This is a genomic window from Afipia massiliensis (assembly GCF_014203115.1).
Lineage (GTDB): Bacteria > Pseudomonadota > Alphaproteobacteria > Rhizobiales > Xanthobacteraceae > Afipia > Afipia massiliensis.
Window position 1 is genome coordinate 107,925 of record NZ_JACHIJ010000002.1, and the last position, 18,805, is coordinate 126,729.

The 18,805-nt window shown below is 61.7% G+C and carries 28 protein-coding genes and 1 tRNA gene; 17 read left to right on the plus strand and 12 right to left on the minus strand.

Translation table 11 applies throughout. The features are described from left to right. Nucleotides 1-91: 91 nt before the first annotated feature. Nucleotides 92-850: an outer membrane protein gene (locus HNQ36_RS05160; protein WP_184082878.1), complete on the minus strand. Its 759-nt coding sequence runs from the start codon at nt 848-850 to the stop codon at nt 92-94. Between the two features lie 230 nt (nt 851-1,080). Here HNQ36_RS05160 and HNQ36_RS05165 point away from each other — a divergent pair, with 230 nt between their 5' ends. Beyond that, a complete protein-coding gene (locus HNQ36_RS05165; RefSeq protein WP_019197182.1) occupies nt 1,081-1,422 on the plus strand; it encodes a DUF6481 family protein in 342 nt (113 codons plus the stop codon). 88 nt (nt 1,423-1,510) lie between these two features. On the opposite strand, the gene HNQ36_RS05170 is transcribed toward HNQ36_RS05165, so the two are convergent. The 6 genes from HNQ36_RS05170 to HNQ36_RS05195 form a co-directional block, all read right to left on the minus strand. Continuing rightward, nucleotides 1,511-1,735, minus strand: a complete 225-nt coding sequence (locus HNQ36_RS05170) for a pentapeptide MXKDX repeat protein (protein ID WP_184082879.1) — start codon at nt 1,733-1,735, stop codon at nt 1,511-1,513. Between the two features lie 175 nt (nt 1,736-1,910). Then, nucleotides 1,911-2,813, minus strand: coding sequence for a hydroxymethylglutaryl-CoA lyase (locus HNQ36_RS05175; protein WP_184082880.1), 903 nt, complete (start codon nt 2,811-2,813; stop codon nt 1,911-1,913). Between the two features lie 4 nt (nt 2,814-2,817). Further along, nucleotides 2,818-4,839 (minus strand): acetyl/propionyl/methylcrotonyl-CoA carboxylase subunit alpha, encoded by a 2,022-nt coding sequence (locus HNQ36_RS05180; protein ID WP_184082881.1) that lies wholly within the window; start codon nt 4,837-4,839, stop codon nt 2,818-2,820. 4 nt (nt 4,840-4,843) lie between these two features. Then, nucleotides 4,844-5,623 (minus strand): enoyl-CoA hydratase/isomerase family protein, encoded by a 780-nt coding sequence (locus tag HNQ36_RS05185; RefSeq protein WP_184082882.1) that lies wholly within the window; start codon nt 5,621-5,623, stop codon nt 4,844-4,846. Between the two features lie 14 nt (nt 5,624-5,637). Then, on the minus strand, nt 5,638-7,242 hold the full coding sequence (locus tag HNQ36_RS05190; protein WP_184082883.1) for a carboxyl transferase domain-containing protein: 1,605 nt from the start codon (nt 7,240-7,242) through the stop codon (nt 5,638-5,640). 299 nt (nt 7,243-7,541) lie between these two features. Then, entirely contained in the window at nt 7,542-7,847 is a 306-nt protein-coding gene (locus HNQ36_RS05195; protein ID WP_184082884.1) for an ETC complex I subunit, read from the minus strand. Nucleotides 7,848-8,074: 227 nt separating this feature from the next. Here HNQ36_RS05195 and HNQ36_RS05200 point away from each other — a divergent pair, with 227 nt between their 5' ends. From HNQ36_RS05200 to HNQ36_RS05275, 16 genes are all read left to right on the plus strand, one after another. Next, nucleotides 8,075-9,253: an OpgC domain-containing protein gene (locus HNQ36_RS05200; protein WP_184082885.1), complete on the plus strand. Its 1,179-nt coding sequence runs from the start codon at nt 8,075-8,077 to the stop codon at nt 9,251-9,253. Nucleotides 9,254-9,354: 101 nt separating this feature from the next. Beyond that, nucleotides 9,355-9,431: transfer RNA gene (locus HNQ36_RS05205), tRNA-Pro, on the plus strand. 283 nt (nt 9,432-9,714) lie between these two features. Continuing rightward, nucleotides 9,715-11,376, plus strand: coding sequence for an ATP-binding protein (locus HNQ36_RS05210; RefSeq protein ID WP_184082886.1), 1,662 nt, complete (start codon nt 9,715-9,717; stop codon nt 11,374-11,376). After that, the gene (locus tag HNQ36_RS05215) at nt 11,373-11,582 is read left to right on the plus strand and encodes a hypothetical protein (protein WP_184082887.1); all 210 of its coding nucleotides are present in this window, start codon (nt 11,373-11,375) and stop codon (nt 11,580-11,582) included. Before HNQ36_RS05210 ends, HNQ36_RS05215 begins: the two co-directional genes overlap by 4 nt. Beyond that, complete coding sequence (locus tag HNQ36_RS05220) at nt 11,579-11,878, plus strand: hypothetical protein (RefSeq protein WP_184082888.1); 300 nt, start codon at nt 11,579-11,581, stop codon at nt 11,876-11,878. Before HNQ36_RS05215 ends, HNQ36_RS05220 begins: the two co-directional genes overlap by 4 nt. After that, nucleotides 11,875-12,087, plus strand: coding sequence for a hypothetical protein (locus HNQ36_RS05225; RefSeq protein WP_184082889.1), 213 nt, complete (start codon nt 11,875-11,877; stop codon nt 12,085-12,087). The genes HNQ36_RS05220 and HNQ36_RS05225 overlap by 4 nt, the downstream gene beginning before the upstream one ends. Further along, complete coding sequence (locus HNQ36_RS05230) at nt 12,084-12,317, plus strand: hypothetical protein (RefSeq protein WP_184082890.1); 234 nt, start codon at nt 12,084-12,086, stop codon at nt 12,315-12,317. The genes HNQ36_RS05225 and HNQ36_RS05230 overlap by 4 nt, the downstream gene beginning before the upstream one ends. Beyond that, on the plus strand, nt 12,314-12,532 hold the full coding sequence (locus HNQ36_RS05235) for a hypothetical protein (RefSeq protein WP_184082891.1): 219 nt from the start codon (nt 12,314-12,316) through the stop codon (nt 12,530-12,532). Before HNQ36_RS05230 ends, HNQ36_RS05235 begins: the two co-directional genes overlap by 4 nt. Nucleotides 12,533-12,644: 112 nt before the next feature. Next, the gene (locus tag HNQ36_RS05240; RefSeq protein ID WP_184082892.1) at nt 12,645-13,073 is read left to right on the plus strand and encodes a hypothetical protein; all 429 of its coding nucleotides are present in this window, start codon (nt 12,645-12,647) and stop codon (nt 13,071-13,073) included. 33 nt (nt 13,074-13,106) lie between these two features. Then, nucleotides 13,107-13,382 (plus strand): hypothetical protein, encoded by a 276-nt coding sequence (locus HNQ36_RS05245; RefSeq protein WP_184082893.1) that lies wholly within the window; start codon nt 13,107-13,109, stop codon nt 13,380-13,382. A gap of 57 nt (nt 13,383-13,439) precedes the next feature. Then, nucleotides 13,440-13,724, plus strand: a complete 285-nt coding sequence (locus tag HNQ36_RS05250; protein WP_184082894.1) for a hypothetical protein — start codon at nt 13,440-13,442, stop codon at nt 13,722-13,724. Continuing rightward, a complete protein-coding gene (locus HNQ36_RS05255; protein ID WP_184084162.1) occupies nt 13,700-13,885 on the plus strand; it encodes a hypothetical protein in 186 nt (61 codons plus the stop codon). Before HNQ36_RS05250 ends, HNQ36_RS05255 begins: the two co-directional genes overlap by 25 nt. 87 nt (nt 13,886-13,972) lie before the next feature. Beyond that, nucleotides 13,973-14,356, plus strand: coding sequence for a hypothetical protein (locus tag HNQ36_RS05260; protein ID WP_184082895.1), 384 nt, complete (start codon nt 13,973-13,975; stop codon nt 14,354-14,356). 22 nt (nt 14,357-14,378) lie between these two features. Continuing rightward, nucleotides 14,379-14,819 carry a hypothetical protein gene (locus tag HNQ36_RS05265; RefSeq protein WP_184082896.1) on the plus strand — a complete coding sequence of 147 codons (441 nt, stop codon included), beginning with the start codon at nt 14,379-14,381 and terminating at the stop codon, nt 14,817-14,819. Continuing rightward, a complete protein-coding gene (locus HNQ36_RS05270; protein WP_184082897.1) occupies nt 14,816-15,241 on the plus strand; it encodes a hypothetical protein in 426 nt (141 codons plus the stop codon). Before HNQ36_RS05265 ends, HNQ36_RS05270 begins: the two co-directional genes overlap by 4 nt. Before the next feature lie 77 nt (nt 15,242-15,318). Further along, nucleotides 15,319-15,696 carry a Gp49 family protein gene (locus HNQ36_RS05275; protein WP_184082898.1) on the plus strand — a complete coding sequence of 126 codons (378 nt, stop codon included), beginning with the start codon at nt 15,319-15,321 and terminating at the stop codon, nt 15,694-15,696. Nucleotides 15,697-15,989: 293 nt separating this feature from the next. Here the strand turns inward: HNQ36_RS05275 and HNQ36_RS05280 are convergent, their stop codons facing one another. The 5 genes from HNQ36_RS05280 to HNQ36_RS05300 all read right to left on the minus strand — a co-directional run bounded on the left by HNQ36_RS05280 (nt 15,990) and on the right by HNQ36_RS05300 (nt 18,782). Continuing rightward, entirely contained in the window at nt 15,990-16,229 is a 240-nt protein-coding gene (locus HNQ36_RS05280; protein ID WP_184082899.1) for a hypothetical protein, read from the minus strand. 1 nt (nt 16,230) lies between these two features. Next, entirely contained in the window at nt 16,231-16,416 is a 186-nt protein-coding gene (locus HNQ36_RS05285) for a hypothetical protein (protein WP_184082900.1), read from the minus strand. A gap of 1 nt (nt 16,417) precedes the next feature. Then, complete coding sequence (locus tag HNQ36_RS05290) at nt 16,418-16,912, minus strand: hypothetical protein (protein WP_184082901.1); 495 nt, start codon at nt 16,910-16,912, stop codon at nt 16,418-16,420. Further along, nucleotides 16,909-17,826 carry a glycoside hydrolase family 108 protein gene (locus tag HNQ36_RS05295; protein ID WP_184082902.1) on the minus strand — a complete coding sequence of 306 codons (918 nt, stop codon included), beginning with the start codon at nt 17,824-17,826 and terminating at the stop codon, nt 16,909-16,911. Before HNQ36_RS05295 ends, HNQ36_RS05290 begins: the two co-directional genes overlap by 4 nt. A 65-nt stretch (nt 17,827-17,891) precedes the next feature. Continuing rightward, a complete protein-coding gene (locus tag HNQ36_RS05300; protein WP_184082903.1) occupies nt 17,892-18,782 on the minus strand; it encodes an acyltransferase family protein in 891 nt (296 codons plus the stop codon). Nucleotides 18,783-18,805: the final 23 nt, after the last annotated feature.

An 18,805-nucleotide genomic window follows, 5' to 3' on the forward strand; every position in this document is an offset into this window, starting at 1 on the left:
ACAAAAGCAAAAAGCCCGACGCGAGGCCGGGCTTTAGTTTGAACTGGTGAATGCCAAGCGTCGTCGATAGTGAGTATCAATCAGTCGTGGATCAATTCTTAGCAACCACAGGTCCGCCCCAACCGAAGCGATAGTTGACGCCCAACTTGAGCGTATGGATCTGCTGATCAACGCGCGCTGATTCAACGAATGCGCCAGTTGCGATGCGGGTGAAGTCGACGCTGCGATTGCCGAAATCCGAGTACATGTATTCGAGCTTCGCGGTCCAGTTCGGTGTAAACCCGTATTCAAGTCCGGCGCCGATCGTATAACCGCTTCGCGTCACATCTCCGGTGGTCTCGTTACCGGCAGGCAGAGCTGCGAAGCTGATATCGTGCCGTTCGCCAGCCCAGGCGCCGCCGCCCTTGACGTACAGCAACACGTTATCCCAGGCGTAGCCGAGACGACCGGCGATGCTCGCCATCCACTCGACCTTGGTTGAGCAATTGGCTGCCGGATTCGGGCATGCGCTATCGCCCTTCAGGTCCGCCCAGGAACCTTCGCCCTCAATACCGAAAACCCAGGCACCGACCTGATAGTTGTAGCCAAACTGACCGCCGGCCAGCGCGCCATTTACATTGTGGCTGGTGAAGGTCGGCGGAACGAGCGGACCCACTGAGGTTCTATAAAACTCCCAGTCCTTGTTGCCCCAGCCGCCACCGACATGGGCGCCGACATAGAAACCGGTCCAGTTGTAGACCTGCACAATCGGCGGAGCCTTCACATAAGGCTTGGCGGCGATATCGGCAGCGGAAGCAACACCTGTGGAAAGCGCCGTGACGACAGACGCCGCGATCAAAATATTGCGCATGACACTCTCTTCTGAAAATGGATCAAAAATACTGGCGTACCGCGCCGTCCCGGGATACCACCACGCCGGGGTCCGCGGAGTCTGTCACCGGAAAGCCACACATACGACTTTTCCAAGGCAAGCCATTCAAACCGTGGATGTATGAAGCAGCCGACAGCTCGCCCCTGACACGTCCCGGAAATCTGCTACAAGCTGCCCGACACAACATCGAACAGAAAGACATCGACCGTATGGGTTTTAAGGAGCCGAGTTTTGCGGACCGGCAGGCCGCCGCGCAGAACGCCAGGAAGAACATCGTCGAAAAGTTCAAGGCCAAGCCGGGGCCTGACGATCCTGCTGTGCTGAAAAAGGCTGCCGAGCGGCAGGCGCAAGCCGCCGCGCGTGCCGAAGCCCAGAAGCAGCGTGAGGCAGCCCGGGTTGAAAAGCTTGCCCGCGAAGCTGAACTCGCAGCCCAGGCGGCTGCGGAAGCGCGCCGCCTTCAGGCCGAGAAAGAGGCTGCAGAAGCTGAGCTGAAGGCTCAGCAGAAGGCTGCCCGCGACGCGCGCTACGCCGCACGCAAGGCGAAGAAGTAACACCGCGGATACGTCCCGCGACGATTTCAAAATGCGACAGGCCCGCCCGATGAGAGCGAGCCTGCAGAAACGCAAAGGCGAGATGAAGTTACTTCTTCATCTCGTCTTTTTTCATGCCGTCCTTCGACATCGTGTCTTTCTTCATACCATCCTTCGACATCGTATCTTTCTTCATGCCGTCCTTGGACATGGTGTCTTCCTTCTTCATTCCGTCCTTGGACATCTTGTCCTGAGCAAGAGCGGCCGGCGCGAAGGCCAGGCCAAGCGAAAGAAGTGTCGCTGCGCCGAGCGCGAAATGGGTGGTGCGTGCCATGTGAAGCAGTCCTTTGAATCCAGTTGCGTTGCGCGACGTGTGCCGCTTCTGGATGTTCGGGAGAGATCGGATTTCGTTACATCGCGCCTGAAAAATATTCCCGGATCAGTGCAGCGCAACAACCTCCGGTCGCACGCGCGACTGGGCAGACAATCAGCTAACGATGGCGGATCGGTTAGTTGCGTGCCTTGGCATTAAGTGCCGAAGCCACCCGGCTGACCGGCGATTTGCCGAGCAGCCTGGCGATGCCGTTGGTGGCCGCAACGAGTTGCTTCATGTCCACGCCGGTCGCGATGCCCATGCCTTCCAGCATGTAGACGACATCCTCGGTCGCGACATTGCCTGTCGCACCCGGTGCGTACGGACAGCCGCCCAGTCCGCCTGCGGCGGAATCGATCACCCGCGCGCCTTCTTCCAAGCCCGCATAGAGATTGGCGAGCGCCTGCCCATAGGTGTCGTGGAAATGCATAGCGAGATTTTTCATCGGGACTTCGGCCGCGACCGCGCGCAGCAATTGCCGCGCCTTCGCCGGCGTGCCGACGCCGATGGTGTCACCCAGCGAAACTTCATAGCAGCCGAGATCCCACAGCTTCTTCGTCACGTCCACGACAGCGGATGGCTTGACCTCGCCGTCATAAGGACAACCGAGCACGCACGACACGTAACCGCGCACCTTGATGCCGTCGGCCTTGGCGCGCTCCAGCACCGGGACAAAACGCTCGATCGATTCCGCAACGGTGCAGTTGATGTTGGCCTTCGAGAAACCTTCCGAGGCAGAAGCGAACACCGCGATCACTTTCGCGCCCGCCGCCTTCGCGCCCTCATAACCCTTCTCGTTGGGAACGAGGACATGAAACTCGCGGTCGGGATGGTGGTTCACCGCGCGCAGCACCTGATCGGAATTGACCATCTGTGGAATCGCCTTGGGCGAAACAAAACTTCCGACTTCGATGGTGTGCAGGCCCGCCTTGATCAGGTCCTCGATAAACGCGATGCGCGCCTCGGCGGTGACCGGCGTCTTTTCGTTCTGCAGCCCGTCACGGGGGCCGACTTCGACAATGCGGACCTGATCGCTCATGAACCTACGCTTTCGGCTCGATCTCTGCGAGTTCGACGCCTTCCTGCACGATGTCGCCGACCTTGCACTTCAATTGCTTCACGGTGCCAGCGAACGGCGCGCGCAGTGTCTGCTCCATCTTCATCACTTCCAGCGTGAGAATCGCAGCACCCTTCTCGACCGACGCGCCCTCTTCGACAAGGATCGCAACCACGGTGCCCGGTAGCGGTGCAACCACGCGGTCGGCGCCCACCTGCTCTTCGTCCTCGGTGCCGAACGGATCGACCCAGTGCACTTCAAACCGGCCGTTGCGGGTGCGGACATAGACCTCGTGGCCGTCAAGCAGACCCGTAACATGATGCTTGACGCCATCGAGCACGACATCGATGCCGCCGCGCGGCGACGCTGAACTCGCGAAGGAGAGAATCTTTCCATCGATAGCCAGCGTCGAAGGACCCTGCCCGTAGCGCAGCGACACCTTGCGCTCACCGCCGGACTGCTTGAACAGGAACCGGCGATGGCGCGCGCCCACAGCCGCCCATCCCGACGACGCCCGCCATGGCGAGTTCGCGTCCCGGCCCGCGGCGATTTCCTCGCTGCGCAGGATCGAGGCCACGGCAGCGGCAAGTTCGAGTTCAGTCAGTTCGGCTTCGGCCGGCGTCAGCTTCGCCAGTTCGCGTTCGATGAAGCTGGTGTCGATGGTGTTGGCACGGACATCCGGATGGGTAATCAGCGCCGACAGGAACGGGATATTGGTGACGATGCCGCGAACGTCGGTTTCCTGCAGGCCGCGATTGAGCCGCGAGATCGCGAGATCGCGCGTCGGCGCCCATGCGATCACCTTGGCCAGCATGGCGTCGTAGTTCGGCGATACCGTCTTGCCCTCTCCGTAACCGGCGTCGATGCGCAGGCCGTCGACTTCATCCGGCGTATGCCACGTCCGGATGCGGCCGACCGACGGCATGAAGTTCTTGTTCGGGTTCTCGGCGTAAACGCGCGCCTCGATGGCGTGACCGTTGAGCTTGATCTGATCCTGCGTCAGCGGCAGCTTCTCGCCGAACGCGACCCGCAATTGCCATTCCACCAGATCAATGCCGGTGATCAGTTCGGTCACCGGATGCTCGACCTGAAGGCGGGTGTTCATCTCGATGAAAAACACCTCGCGGCCGTCCGACACAAACTCGATGGTTCCTGCTCCAACATAGCTGACCGCTGCTGCGGCCTTGCGTGCTGCCGCACACACAGCCTCGCGCTGTGCCGGATCGAGCGTCGGCGACGGCGCCTCCTCGATCACCTTCTGATGGCGGCGCTGAAGGGTGCATTCGCGCTCGAACAACGACAGCAGGTTGCCATGGCTGTCGCCGATGATCTGAACTTCGATGTGACGCGGGTTTTGAACGAACTTCTCGATCAGCATGCGGTCGTCGCCGAATGCCGCCAGCGCTTCGCGCTTGGCGCTGACGATCGCCGCCGCCAGTTCATCGGCGCTGCGAACAACACGCATGCCGCGCCCGCCGCCGCCCGCCGATGCTTTGACCAGAACCGGATAGCCCGCCTTCTCGGCTGCCTTCGCCAAGGTCGCGTCGTCCTGCGCGTCGCCGTGATAGCCGGGCACCAGCGGCACGCCGGCCTTTTCCATCAGCGCCTTGGAGCCGGACTTCGAGCCCATCGCTTCCATCATTTCGGCGGTCGGGCCGACGAATACGATGCCCTCCGCAGCGCAGCGGCGCGCGAACTCGGCATTCTCCGACAGAAAACCGTATCCGGGGTGGATCGCTTCGGCGCCGGTCTTCCTTGCTGCTTCAAGGATGCGATCGACATTGAGATAGCTGTCGCGCGCCCGTGCCGGTCCCAGCAGCACGGCATCGTCGGCCATCGCGACATGAAGCGCATCCGCATCCGCTTCAGAATAGACCGCGACCGTGCGCAGTCCCATGGCGCGCGCGGTCTTGATCACCCGGCAGGCGATCTCGCCGCGGTTGGCGATCAGCAACGTGTTGAAGCGGCGATACAGCGCTGCGGACTTGGTGGCGGCTTTGGCGTTCATCGGATCAGGTCCACGACGGTTTGCGCTTTTCAAGAAATGCGGAGAGGCCTTCGCGGGCCTCTGGCTTGGCGCGCACATCGGCGATCAACTGCGCGGTCTCGGTCATCAAGGCTTCGTCAATGGGACGGCTGGCGATGTCGCCTGCGAGCTTCTTGGCAATGCTGCGCGCTCCCGGCGCTGCGGACTTCAATTGCTTGAGCAGCTTGCCGATGCGCTCGTCCAGCGCATCGGGCTCCACCACCTCATGCAGCAGGCCGATGCGCATTGCTTCGTTCGCATCGAACACTTCCGCGGTCTGGAAATATCGCCGCGCGGTGCGCTCGCCGATGGCGCGCAGAACGTAAGGGCTGATCATGCCCGGTACGATGCCGAGACGAACCTCGGACAGGCAGAACGTCGCGCTCGATGTTCCGATGGCAATGTCGCAGGCAGCGACTACGCCGACACCGCCGCCGTAGATCGGACCTTGCACCCGGCCGATGGTGGTCTGGGGCATCCGATCGAGCGCGGACAGCATCCGCACCAGCGGCAACGCATCCTTGATGTTCTCGTCGCGCGTGTATGTGCCCGCTTCGCGCATCGCGTTGATGTCGGCCCCGGCGCAGAGGCTCTTGCCCTCGCCCGCAAGCACCAGCGTCGCAATCGAGCGATCGGCGGCGATGCTCTCGAACGCGGCACGCAGTTCCTCGATCAGCGCCTTGTTGAGGGCGTTGTTCAGTTCCGGGCGGTTCAACGTGACACGCGCCACGTCGTGATCGCGTTCGATGCGGACAAGATCGCTCATCGTTATGCCTTGCATCACATTCTGAACACGCCGAACTTCGGCGGCTCGATCGGTGCATTCGCCGCGGCAGACAAACCAAGCCCAAGCACCAGCCGCGTGTCGGCGGGATCTATCACGCCATCGTCCCACAGCCGCGCGGTGGCGTAATACGGATGACCCTGCGTTTCGTACTGCTCGCGGATCGGGCTGCGGAACGCATCTTCTTCCTTGGCCGACCACATTCCGCCCTTGGCCTCGATGTTGTCGCGGCGCAATTGGCTCAGCACCATCGATGCCTGCTCGCCGCCCATCACCGAGATGCGCGCGTTCGGCCACATCCAGAGGAATCTGGGGCTATAGGCACGGCCGCACATGCCGTAGTTGCCCGCGCCGTAGGAGCCGCCGATCACCACGGTGAACTTCGGCACCGACGCGGTCGCAACCGCTGTGACGAGTTTCGCGCCATCGCGCGCAATGCCGCCGGCTTCGTATTTCTTGCCGACCATGAAGCCGGTGATGTTCTGCAGGAACAGCAGCGGGATGCCGCGCTGGCAGCACAGTTCGATGAAGTGTGCGCCCTTGAGCGAACTCTCGCTGAACAGGATGCCGTTGTTGGCGATGATGCCGACCGGATAACCCCAGATATGCGCGAAGCCGCAAATGAGGGTCGTTCCGTAAAGCTTCTTGAACTCCTCGAATTCCGAACCATCGACAATCCGCGCGATGATCTCGCGCACGTCGAACGGCTTGCGGGCGTCAGCAGGCACCACACCGTAGATGTCTTCGCGCTCGAACAACGGATCGCGCGGATCGCGCAATCCGGTAGCGGAGGATTTAGCAGGATTGAGATTGCCGACAATGCGCCGCGCGATGCCGATGGCATGGCTGTCGTTCTGCGCGTAGTGATCGGTCACGCCGGACTGGCGGCTGTGGACATCCGCGCCGCCGAGTTCTTCCGCTGTCACCACTTCACCGGTCGCGGCCTTCACCAGCGGCGGGCCGCCGAGGAAGATGGTGCCCTGATTGCGGACGATGATGCTTTCGTCCGACATGGCGGGCACATACGCGCCGCCGGCGGTGCACGATCCCATGACGATGGCGATCTGCGGAATGCCCTGCGCCGACATGTTGGCCTGATTGTAGAAAATACGCCCGAAGTGCTTTTCATCCGGGAAGATTTCGTCCTGCTGCGGCAGGAAGGCGCCGCCGGAATCCACCATGTAGATGCACGGCAGATTGTTCTGGCGGGCGATGTCCTGCGCACGCAGATGCTTCTTCACCGTCATCGGGTAATAAGTGCCGCCGCTGATGGTCGCGTCGTTGGCGACGATGACGCATTCGCGGCCCGACACCCGGCCGATGCCGGTGACGATGCTGGCCGAATGCACCGCGCCGCCGTAGAGGCCGTAGGCGGCCATCGGCGAGAATTCCAGAAACGCGGTGCCGGGATCGATCAGAAGATCGACGCGGTCACGCGCCAGCATCTTGCCGCGCGCCGAGTGCTTGGCGCGAGACGCTTCACCGCCCCCGCCCGCGACTTGCGAAAGCTTGTCCCGCAGGTCAGCGACCAGAGTACGCATCGCTTCCGCATTGCGCGTGAAATCGGACGACTTGGGATCGAGTCCGGAACGAAGTGCCATTGTTTCCCGCCGCGTAACGTTTTGATCTTGCTTGCTTCCGTCCATTCCGGACGGCTTCGACCCGCAAGGTGTCACTGCTTGGCGGCTGAATGCAACCACAACTTTTGCGACGATATTGGAGAGACTTGCGTCGGGTCAGACGCCCTCAATAGGGCAAAGCGATCATCTGAAATGTCATGTCCCCGACATTTGTTGAGGCATTTCACAAGCAACGGCTTGCCGGTCTGGATGCAAGGCCGCACGCGCCCGGCCGGCGGCGCGCCTCCCGCAGAACAAATGGGACAAGACCCGCTGCGGGCTCAGTGCGTCCAGGGCTCGACGCGGCGGAATGCGAAGTTGTCCGCATAGGCCTTCACGCGCGGCTGCAACTCCTTCGGCTCAAGCACCTGGTACGGGATGCCTTCCCGCTCGCAATAGGCAACCGCGTCTTCCTTGGTATGGAAATGGAGGGTCAGCTGCTGCTTCATGTCGGTGGAGCTGGTCCACCCCATCAGCGGCTCGATCACGCGCGGCTGTTCGGGCTCATAGTCGAGCTGCCACGCCTTGGTCTTGGCGGACCCGGACTGCATCGCATTCTTGGCAGGTTTGAATATTCTGGCTGTCATGGATTCGGGGTCCTGGCCTGCTCGCTGTGGCATCGATCAGATAGGTAAAAAGCGTGCGATTCGGTGGCCGGCCAAGATCAAGATGTTGAGCATGCCCGGAAGGAGACTTTTTTACGGTGGGTTCTGGTATAGTCTGTCCGAAACGCGGTGACAACGCCGGACCGCTTGGGTCCGGATAGGCGGCCGCTCAAGTTATTTTAGTTCGATCGCATCACAAAACGGTACCCATGGAAATTCAGGCAACACTCCCAGAAAAAGGCCGCGATCTGCGGCTCGATTTCTTCCGCGGTATCGCCAACTGGTGGATTTTTCTCGACCACATTCCCAACAACATCATCAATTGGGTCACCCCGCGAAACTACGGTTTCAGCGACGCCGCCGACCTGTTCGTGTTCATCTCGGGCTACACGGCGTCGTTTGTGTACGCCAAGATGATGCTCGATCGCGGCTTTATCGTCGGCTCGACACGGTTGTGGAAGCGCGTCTGGCAACTCTACGTCGCGCACGTCATTCTGTTCGTGATCTATATCGCGGCGATCGGCTGGGTCGCGCTGCGATACGCCGATCCTGACATCCTCAACGAGTTCAACGTCGCCGGCCTGATCGAGAACCCGATCCAGACACTCGATCAGGGGCTTTTGCTGCGCTTCAAGCCGGTCAATCTGGACGTGCTGCCGCTCTACATCATCCTGATGGGCTTCTTCCCGCCAGTGCTGTGGCTGATGCTGCGCAAGCCCGACATGGTGATGATCGCTTCGCTGGTGCTGTATTTCGCGGCCCGTCAGTTCGGCTGGAATTTCTCGGCCTATCCGACCGGCTCCTGGTATTTCAATCCCTATACCTGGCAGCTGCTGTTCGTATTCGGCGCCTGGTTCGCGCTCGGCGGGGCAAACGAATCCCGGTCGGTGATCAAGTCGCAATGGCTGCTGATTGCCGGCACGATCTATCTCATCTTCGCGATGATCATGACGATGGCCGGGCGCTTTGAATCCTTCGGCGCGCTGTTTCCGAAGTGGCTCTATGACGCCTTCAACCCGAACGACAAGACGTTCCTCGCGCCATATCGCGTCATCCATTTCGTGGTGATTGCATTCTTCATCACCCGCTTTGTGCCCAAGGACTGGAGTTTACTCGAATCGAAGTGGCTCGAACCCGTGATCAAGTGCGGTCAGCAGTCACTGCAGGTTTTCTGCGTCGGTATCTTCCTGTCTTTTGTCGCGCACTTCATCCTGATGCTGAGCTGGGGCACTGTCTGGGCGCAGCTGGGCGTCTCCATCGGTGGCGTCGCAATCCTGACTGCCGTGGCGTATTACGGAAGCTGGTCCAAGAAGCAGGACAAGCCGTCAGCGCGCACGGCATCTCCAAAGGCGGCCGGGACGCAGACTTCGGCGGCGCCGGGGGCTTGATCTGCGGCTGGAGGACTGCATCTGCGGGCGGTTTTTTGCCGCCCGCGATGCGCCATTCCGCCTTGCTGACGCCATGCGAAGCGTGTATCGACTGCATTCATCGGGGTATAGCGTAGCCTGGTAGCGCGGCAGTTTTGGGTACTGCAGGTCCGAGGTTCGAATCCTCGTGCCCCGACCATCTACCCTGTTGAATCTCCTCAACTTTTCAAATGCGATTCTGACGCGATTCTGACACGCGGTTCTTACGGCGTTCTTGGCCGTGAAACTGCGCGCTTGATCGCGCGCCTGGCGTTCGTTGCGTGTGAGTTTCCCCTCTCACTCCAACAGGACGGCTGATGAAACATCCCATTCCCCGCGAAGCCTTGGACGATCGGCTCGGCTTCATCGGAACGTCTGGTTCCGGCAAAACCTACAACGCCGGTACTGCGGTCGAGATCCTGCTGGCCGCTCATAAGGCCCGCGTGATCATCATCGATCCGCTGGGCGCCTGGTGGGGCCTGCGGCTCCTTGCCGACGGCAAAACCGATTCGAAATTCAATGTCGTGATCTTTGGCGGCGACCATGCCGATTTGCCCCTCAACGAACAGGCTGGGGCTCTCCTCGGTGAGACCGCCGCCACGATGGCGGAAAGCTGCATCATCGATCTGAGCAAGCTGCCAAGCCGCGCCGCGGAACGCCGGTTTATGGTGGCCTTCCTCGAGACGATTTACCGTAAGGCCGGCGGCGAACTGTTTCACCTGATCGTCGACGAGGCCGATCTATTCGCGCCACAAAACCCGCAGAAGGGCGACGAAGCGCTGCTCGGCCATATGGACAACATTGTCCGGCGCGGTCGACTGCGCGGTTTCATTCCTTGGCTGATCACGCAACGGCCCGCCGTGCTGAATAAGAACGTCCTCAGCCAGGTCGACGGCCTACTGGCATTCAAGCTGACGTCCTCGCAAGACCGTGACGCGCTCGATGCCTGGATCGAGGGTCAGGCAGACAAAGCCCAGGGCAAAGCTATCAAGGACTCGCTGCCGACCTTCCCGATCGGCGAAGGTGTCGTCTGGCTGCCCTCGCACGGCATTCTGCAACGAAGCCAGTTTCCAAAGAAGGTGACTTTCGACAGCTCCCGCAAGCCCAAACGCGGGGAAAAGCTGAAGAACCGAAAACTGAAGCCGCTCAACGTCGGGAAGCTCAAAGAGCAACTCGCGACCGTCGTAGAGGAGGCCAAGGCCAACGACCCGAGGGAGCTTCGCGCCACGATCGCCGCATTACGCAAAGATTTGGCATCGAAATCCCTCATTATGCAAAAGCCGACTTCCGCGCCGATTGACAAGAAAACCGTCTCTGACGCCGAGGCTCGCGGCCGCGCGATCGGCAAGGTTGAAGGCTACGCCGCCGGCGTGACCGACGTCGCAAAGGCCACGGATCTGATTATGAAGGCGATCACGCCAATCAAATCGATCGTCGCTAACGTCGACCTTATCGTTCCGCAAATCCAATCAGTGATCGATCGCGCATCAGCGAAACACGTCAAGGCGGCAACGAAGGAAGCCGCCAAGAAATCGGGCTCGCCGGCGGTAGCACCCCCGCCTCCCGCCCCGCCGCGCGCGACGGTTTCCCCAGCGCCGCGCGCATCATCACCGGCTGCGGCGAGCGGTGATGGCTCTCTATCAAATCCCCAGGCGCACCTTCTGCGCGCGCTGGCGTGGTGGTTGCAAATGGGCCATCCGCAGCCGTCGCGCAGCCAGCTCGCCGCGATCGCAGGCTGGAAGGTCGGCGGCAGCAACATGCGGGGACGCCTCAGCGAGTTGTCCTCGGCCGGGCTTATCCACTATCCGGCGTCTGGCGTCGTTGCCCTGACGGAAGCGGGGCAAGCGGCCGCGCCGGCGCCGGACATGAGCGCTACGCTGGTCGATAGCATCAAGGCGATGCTGACTAATCCGCAGCTGCAGCTTTTCAACCATTTGCTGCAATCCGGCGCGACGCCGATCACGCGCGAGGATCTCGCCGGCGCCGTCGGCTGGGAGCCTGCCGGCAGCAACATGCGCGGCCGTCTCAGCGAGCTCAGCGCGATAGAGGTCATTTCCTACCCGGGCAAGGGAATGGTCTCCCTGCAGGATTGGGTGGTGTCATGAGCCGGCGAAACAAAAATCAGCTGAGGTTACCGATCAGGCGATATTCGGTGCGCGCCGATAGTTTCGAGGCGGATATCCAAGCCGCGACGCCGGCGGCCGCAAAATATGAGTTGTTCAAACGGCTGCGGGAAGCGGGCTATTTCAAAGGCGATGACTTTCGGGAATTTGTCCGCCGTTCGCCGACCGCGCGCGAGCTCCTGCGATGACGGCCGCGCTTCCCCGCCTAGAGCTCGACCCGACGCCGTCGGACTTCGACGAAGCCGTGATCCTGATCGACGGCCACGAGGAGGAAACCATCCGGATCGAATGCACCGGCGCGGCCGAGCTCGCCGCGCGCCTGGCGGCGATCGCCAATGGCCACGCCGAAACAACGAAAGCCCTTACCGCAGCGATGCACGCGTTGCGCAGCTATCAATTCAGTAATGCGTCCCCTGAGCTCGCGGTGTCGACCGCCGACTATTGCGAGCAGATCCTCAAGCAACAATCCGGAGCCGCAGCATGACCACCATCGCTCACACGTTCTCACGTCATCAATCGCTGCATGACGAAATCGCCACAAAGCATCCTTCCCTCGCCGGCGGCCTGGTCTGGTGCCGACACTGCAACAAGTCACGCCGCGTGGATCCTGCGGAATGCCTCCGCTCCGGCTGGCCGAAGTGCTGCAAGGGCCACACGATGACGATCAACCAGCCGAAGCCGGCAACGCCATGATCAAAGCCCGAATGAACAACCAGATCTTGCTTGGGCTATCCCACGCCAATCTCGATCGACTTCGCGCCGATGGCGTTAAGGGCGGAATTCACATCAAAGGCGCCGAGCTATTGCTCGATTTCGATATCTACATCACAGCCGCGCCGAACGAAGGCATTCTGCTCGAGGCAATGAGCGACATGATCGGGCCAGACACGAAAGTGAACATCGATAAAAGGCTCAAGTCATGAAGCTCATCATCGAAGCGACCGGCACGATAGAGCACATACACGGCTTTCCGGCGCGCGTCTGGAAGGGCCGCACCGAAAGCGGAATTGAGGTCACTTGCTGGATCCCGATCGTGCAAACCCGAAGGGACGCCGATAACGCCGAGTTTGAGCGCGAGCTCAACGAGATCGAGGTCCGTCGTGAGCTGGTCTCGATCGACATGCGAATGATCCTCTAGCCTCGATTCGAGCGGTCTGTTCCCTGCCCCGACGCGCTGTAGGACTCAACGCCACCCACAACTATATCTAGGACTGTTTGCCTAGCGCCTCAGGCTGCGCTTGAATGTCGGCATGGGTGGTAGCCGCAGAAATGACAACGATCGTCGCCGCGTCGCCGGGATCATCGAAAACCCGGACGTCGTCGTGGCCGAGGCCGAGCGCCGGCGCTGCATCGAATCCGTGAAGGCCTACAATCTGCAGCTCAAGGCATGGCACGAGGCCGAGCCCTGCCCGTCCATGGGCGTGGCCTGCATCGCTGGCTTTGGCTGGATGGAGGTCTATTGCGGCGGCTGTCGCCAGGTCGCGTCGATCGACCTGGCTGCGCTCAACGTCCATCCGTTGACGAAGGTGGTCAACATCGCCGCGCGCCTGCGGTGCGAGCGGTGCCGTGGCAATGGACCGACGGCGAAGATCCTCGAGCTAAAAGCAACTCCGCCGGAAACCGTGGCCGATCGGTACAGGCGAAGATGGCAAGCGGCAAACGGTGGCGAGAGCGCTTAATGACCGACGATGCGAATCTGATATTGCCGGTCGATGTCTGAAAAGCCGTTCCAGAAATTCAAAGAAAATCGCCCGTATTCCAACCCTGAGGCCGCCGCCCGCGAGCTGCTGCGCATCTATCGCGCTGTGCTGAAGGACGGCGGGACGCACACCTATACCGGCATCACCAACCGCGAGTTCATCTATGACGCTGGCGGAAGCGTCGAGGAATACGCAGCCGGGCGGGATTTCGGGATCGCTCAGAAATGGTTCCGGATCGACGAGAGCGGCACGCGGGTTTTCCTGCTGCCGGATGGCGAGGACGCCTAGGAACCGCCGTGCGCGCCAGCAGTTGACTCCACAAGTTGCCTTGCGTGGAGTTGCGTTGTGCCTGCTCGAAAGCGGTTTGAGCCGCCGATCCCGGTCCCGAACGGGCGACCGCTGCGAACGATCGGCGAAGCCGTCAGCTACATCGAGAAGCTTCCCAAATCAGAACAATCGGCCGCAGAGTGGGAGGATGCCATGCGCGCGCTGATCGTTGTCATCGAAGGCGATGGCCCCGCGATGTTCGCCCGCATGGGCATCATGAGGGCGCTAAACCGGCACCAGCCGCCGAAGGCGCTGCCCAGGATGAAAAGAGAGCGCCCATGGATGCGACGAAAGCCGGTCTGATTCCGCGCGGCAAATACATCGGAAAGCGCGACGGCCGGCCTGTCGCCGAGGCAGAGCATTTCATCAAATGCGCCGCCTGTGGCGGCTGGATCGACTGCCGGGATCTCGGCGCCGTCTTCGACCACGAGGGACCTCTTCCCCACCCCAACCGGCCGCAGTGACCGGATTCGTCAAGCCGTCGCAAAGGCTTGAAACGAACAATTAACCGATCAATGGAAGGTTCTGGCACTCACAGCCCGAGAGTGCCAATGAGCCACGCCGCCGCCAAACCGGCACCGATGTCCGAAAAGAGGATCGCGGCCAAGCGCCTCGATCTCTGTAGCGAGCTCGTCGGTATCCACAAAAAGCACGAGACCGTCTTTGCCAGGATCGACGAGATCAAGGCCGAGCTCAAGACAATGGCCACCGACGCCGGAGCAAACTTCAAAGAGACGATTCCCGGCAAAGGCACCGTGCACGTCGCCGGCGAAAAGGAAGGCTCGTTCAAGGGCGACTTCCCCATTCTGCAGGTCGACGCTTGGAAAGGCCTGAAATCGGCGCAGCAGGACAAGCTGCTCGAGACGGGCGTGGTGAAGATCGAGGCCCAATACGGCGGCAAGTATTACGGCGCCGTCACCGTCAAGCTTTTCTGAAGTAACAGCGCAGGAGCTGCTCATGATCTCGCCGTCGATCGGACGCATCGTCTGGTTTCATCCGCACATCAGCGAGCGCGATCCGAATGCGCAGCCGCTGGCCGCGATCGTCGCCAAGGTGCTGAGCGATCACGCAGTGAACCTCGGCGTCTTCCGCGGCGACGGCACCACGTTCGCCATGCAGAACGTCCCGCTCCTGCAGGATGATGACGAGATCGATCTCGAGCAGCCGTTCTGTGAATGGATGCCCTTCCAGAAGGGCCAGGCGGCAAAGACAGAGGCCTTGCAGGCGCAGGTCACCGCCGGCACCGGCCCGGCCGAGCTCACCGGCCGACTCGCCAATCACACGGTCGCCGCCCCCGCGCCAGGCGCGCAGGAAGCGGATCAGGCTGCAGCGGCTGCATCGCCCCCCGCGGCCGCTGCAGCTCCCGCCGCGGAAGCCACCACGGAGACCGCAACTTGAACGCCAAACGCAAAACCCGCGCCCATCTCGAGGCCGCATTACAGGCTGAGGGCGCGGCGCGCATCGAGCTTCAGCAGCTGCTCGACAGTCGCATGGCAAACTTCAAGACCGCACTCGGCGAATATGAGGCTGCGCGCAAGGCAGTCGACGAACTCAAGGAGCGTCTGGCGCTTTCAGAGGCCGAAAACCAGCGCATGCGCGGTTATCTGGCGCGCGTCCAGGAAGACGACGTTGTTCGGGAGGAACTGGTCACTGTTGGCGAACTGGACGGCGAGGCGCGGCTTGTGCCGAAGCGAAAGCCGACAGTTTTTCATGAGCCGAATGGCTACCGCGAAGACGGTCGCGCGGGCTGCAACACCATGGCTATGGCCTATGACCGCGATCTTTCGCGGCCGGCGCGGAAACACTGGGTGACGTACTGATGTGCTGGTGCACGCCCGGAATAAAGACGCCCAATTGCGGTGCGATCAACTGTCGTCCGCCAACCAGAGGATCCACGATGGACAGTCTCAAAGTCACTGACGCGGCCGCCGGCGCGGTAGCGGTCGCACCACGCGTCACGCTGGCCGACATCGAAGGCGCAATCTCGGCGCGGTTCGATCTCGGTCCTAACGCCCTTTTCACGGCGCTGGGCGCTGTGAGCACGGAGAACGGCGGCGACGGTTCGCCACCGTCATACGATGTGGTTCAGTCGCTGAAGTGCTTCTCAGTCTGCCTCCTTGTGATGAAGAACGGCTTTACCGTCATCGGCAAGAGTGCGCCGGCGTCGGCCGAGAACTTCAACGCCGAGCTCGGCCGCAAGTTCGCGTACGAAGACGCGATCCGCGAGATCTGGCCCTTGATGGGCTTCTCGTTGCGCGACAGACTGGCGGGATAGTCCCTGCCGGCGCCGCCGGCGTCAGTTGCGTGTAGGGTATGAAGACCACCGTCCGCGTGCTGCGCGGCCGCCACCGCGGCCGCACCGGCTGGATCTCCGGAGATCTCGAAAGCCGATGCGCGCGCGGTATCACGAAAGCGATCGTGAAGCTGTCCGACGACGTCGAGCTGCTCGAGACGGCAAACCTCGAGGCCGTGGCCCAGCTGGGCCTTTTCGGAGATCCACAAACAGAAACGCCGCCGGCCATGGGCCAGCGGCGTATGTTTATTCCGGAAGTGCGCTATGGGCGGCGGCTACATACCCTTGACGTAGCGAAGCACCGCGACGGTGCCGGCAGCGATCGCCACCAGGCCGCCTACCCCGCCCAGGATCTTCGTCGCCAGCCAAATGATCCCTTTGGCCTGGATCAGTAGCGTGTAGACGTCATCGAGCTTCTTCTCGATCGACTCCAGCCGTTCGTCGGTCTTGGCGTCTTTCTCCTCGAGGATCGCAACTCGCTCGTTGGTTGTCGCCAGGCGCGGACGCGTGGACATTCTAGTTACCCCCATGGCCGGCATACTCCTGGCGCTGATCGCGGACGCAGGCCTTCCCCGCCTTAATCCGCTCGTTGGCGACGGTCACCTCGGCGTCGCGCTCGAGATAGGCGCCGACCGCGTCATCGGCCGGCCCAAACTCGACAACGTCAACGGGCTCGAGGATCTTCTCGCAGATTTCCGGCACCTCAACGCGCAGCGGCGGAGCCAGAGCTGGCAGATCGTGAACGCAGCCACCCAGCAGCGTCGCCAAGCTGGCAAGAGCTAGCAGTGACGGTCTTTCCAGCCACAAGGACGGGTTTGCGCTTCGCATAATCGGCCACCTGTTTCTGCAGTGATTTCGAGAGTTGCTCGAGGGACTGGATTTTCGGCTGGTACTTCTTGGTGAGGTCCTCGGCGATCTGATCGTCGCGGGCCTTGCTGGCCGTCGCCGCCAGCGCCTTATCGTCGGCGTATCTCTGGGCCCAGCGCTCATCGAGCACGCCGTCGCGCCAGATCCACGTCGCGATCGTCGCCAGGACCGCCACCAGGATGGCGACCCCGACACGAGTTTGCAGCATGTGTCGGATGAAGCCGGCGATCGCTTTTCCCACCAGAACGGCCGTCAAAGGAAAGGCCACGCAAAAGTAGACCATGCCCGCGAAGCCGAAGGTCCCGATCAGCCACCAGATCCAGGAGCTCATAGCGGCACCGCGACGCCGAGATCGAGCGCGTCAACAACCTTGGCCCGTTTCCAGTTGGCATAGAAGCGCCAGGCCAAGCCGCCGATCGTGAGGACCGCGCCGATGACGACCAGGCTGAGCACGATGTGAGAAATGATCTCGCTGCCGTATGACAACGGCGTCAGAGCATCCTGCGCCTGCAGAAGCGTGCCGGCGACGTCGGAGTTGTTGGCGGATTGCAGTGCACCGCCGCCCACTCCGGAGGCCGTGCCGACGCCAGTCGCCAGGTCGCCAACGGCTGCGCTCGGCGGTTGCTTGGCCGTTTCGATCTTGGCCTTTCGATGACCATTGTCGGCGTACACTGGCCCCGGCCCAACAGATCCCTTCGCCCAGGCCTGGCCGGCCGATCGCACGTTGGCGACTCGCGTGAGCCAGCCGCGGCCGAACTTCGGAAATCCCTTGAGCTGGCGCAGGAACTCAACGCGCCGCTGACAGATCAACGCGATCAGCGCATCATTGTCATTCACAGCTGCGAGCGCATCGAGCGTGCCGGTACCGACATGACCGTCGATCGCGCCACGGTATAGGCCGAGCTGCGCCAGCGCACGCTGCAGCCACTTCACAGATTGAACAGGCCCCGAATTCACTCCGCCATCGAACACGACGTAATCGACGCCGTCGGGCAATTCGTCCCCGCGTACCGCGTCCCAAAACTGATGTTTGTAAAGCGCATCCCGCTCCGCAATCCAAAGCGGATGACCAATCATCTGAGGCGACAGCGTCACCCTGGCAAGGCCGCGCCGGCGCCGATCGGCGTCGTAAACCACCTGCGTAATTCCGTTGAGCGTGCGCGCGCCCGGATCGTCCGGATCGTTGCTAAAGCCGCCCTCGGCGATCCCGACGCGGCGAAGTGATTCCGGAAACCGGTTTTCCATGCGATGCCCCATACTAAAGCGGCCCGCGAATTGCGGGGGCTGGCTGTCAAAAAGCTGCGGGATTTCTAGGAGACTTGCGGTCTAAGCACCGCTAGGCGGCGACGGATAAGATCCGCAAAAGTTTTCGGCCGTTCCACGACACGAGCAACCAGGAACGCTGCGGCGCTAGAGCTCAGCACGGCGACGAAATAGATCAGAACCCTATTTTGGCCGGCCAGCCCCGATGAAACACAAAGGATCACCGGCATGTGGATTAGGTAAAGCGTGTAAGAAAATGCACCGAGCGCCGCGAGTGCTGACGTCATGGGACCGGCAGACAACAGCGCCGCCGAGCGGTTCGGCCTGGCCCATGCCATCAGGCCTCCCAGGGCAAACGTTATGATGGCCGTCGGCATGAAGGCTAAGCGAAGCATACCGAAAGTGACGATCAAGCCGAGTGCAAAGCACCAGACTGTTCGCCAGTTCCCCTCTGCGGCGAACGCGGCTGCGGCCAGGGCGATCATGCCGTAGAGAACGACCTCAAGCCGCAGCGACCATACGGGTGTGAGCACGACAGCATCGTGGCTCGTAAAGCCGAAGAATACCGAACGGACAAAGCCCAGGAGCGAGAGATCGTATCTGGCCGACATTTCTCGGCCGATCTCGGTCATCGTAAAAAACAGGCCAACCAGGGCCAAGGTCGCAAGATAGGGCGGCATGATGCGAGCGATGCGGCGGATGGCGAAGTCCACGGTGTCCACGGACCCGGTTACTCGATATTCCCGCAGGACGCTGCCGCAAATCACGTAGCCGCTGAGCACGAAAAAGACCAATACCGCCGTATATGACGCCCAGCCCAGCACGGTATTCAATGGCGACTCGCCAAGCACGGCCGAAGAGGCGTGTCCGATAACAACCGCCTGCGCGGCGATGCCACGCACGGCGTCAAGCAACGAATCATGTCGGTTCTGCCCCATGCCGACAGCATTCCCCAACGGCA